Origin of the sequence: Winogradskyella sp. UBA3174 (assembly GCF_002364335.1) — a bacterium.
Classification (GTDB): domain Bacteria; phylum Bacteroidota; class Bacteroidia; order Flavobacteriales; family Flavobacteriaceae; genus Winogradskyella.
Genome location: NZ_DEXW01000070.1, coordinates 1,622 through 2,740, shown reverse-complemented (window position 1 = coordinate 2,740; position 1,119 = coordinate 1,622). Strand labels below are relative to the sequence as shown.

Genomic DNA, 1,119 nt, shown 5'->3' with positions numbered 1-1,119 from the left:
TCCCATGTTCCAAAACTTGGGTCAACGCTAATGAATGAATTAAAAAGAGTTTTTTCTTTCATATAAGCGTGAGTCGCAAGTAATCCACCCAAGGAATGTCCAAAAAGGATTCGATAAGGTTCTGTTCTATATTCCCGATTCAGTTCAGGTATAAGCTCATCTTCCAGAAAGCTTAGAAATTTATCACCTCCTCCTGAATTATTCTCTCTTACCGTAATTGTTTTGTCTGGTGTGTAGTCTCGTCTTCTATCTACATTTTGTATTGCTACAACAATCATTTCTGGAATTTCCCCATTTCCACTCATATAGCTTACTATACCAGTTATAGACTTAAAATGAGTATTTCCATCAAGTACAATAAGAACAGGATACTTTTTGTACGATTCTTCATCGTTGTTGTACGATTCAGGTAGGTTAATCCAATATTCTCTTTCTTCATTCAAGATATTGGAATGTAGTATATGTTTTGTACCGATTACGATTTGTTCAACATTTTGTGACTTTACCTGATTGAACCCAAATAGAAAAATCAATGCTACAATTATACTATTACTCATTCTGTCGGTTTTATATGATTGGTAATGGTTATGTGTAAGGATAGTTACTTGTATTAAGCACTAATCTAGTAAATAAATCCGAACCAAGAAAGTCCGTTTAGACTTTCGTAAATAGGCTAAAACCAGCAATTAATTTTATACGGTGTTGTGCGTTCGTTTTTATTTTTCCAAGAGTTTTTTCATTTCTTTTTGGTAAATAGGATTGTCACTAATTCCTGAATGGCCTTGCCCTTCAAGAATTACGAGTCTATCTTCTGGTTTAAAATCCTCTTTTAGTTTTATTGAACTACCAATCCCTTTATCAGTATTACCATGAAATATTAATACTGGCATCTTACAATTTGGAAGAAATTCATTTGTCTTCAATGTGTATTTTAGAAGGAGTTTCATGGGTAATAACTTGAAAACTTCGGATATCAATGACTCTTCACCCTCTTTTTTAGGTCGTGTGTTGTACTCTTTGCCACCACAAAATGGGGCTGTTAGCACTAGGTGTTTTGGATTATTCGCAGAGGCTAATTTTGCAGCCAAAGCTCCTCCTAAAGAATGTCCAATTACAATA

At 34.1% G+C, this 1,119-nt stretch carries 2 protein-coding genes; both read right to left on the bottom strand.

Going from position 1 to position 1,119, the window contains the following annotated elements; all coding sequences use genetic code 11:
• On the bottom strand, positions 1–557 hold a 557-nt coding region (locus B2U95_RS13685; protein ID WP_296317130.1), incomplete at its 3' end, for an alpha/beta hydrolase.
• Between the two features lie 159 nt (positions 558–716).
• The coding region (locus B2U95_RS13680) for an alpha/beta hydrolase (protein ID WP_349675765.1) at positions 717–1,119 on the bottom strand (403 nt) is incomplete at its 5' end.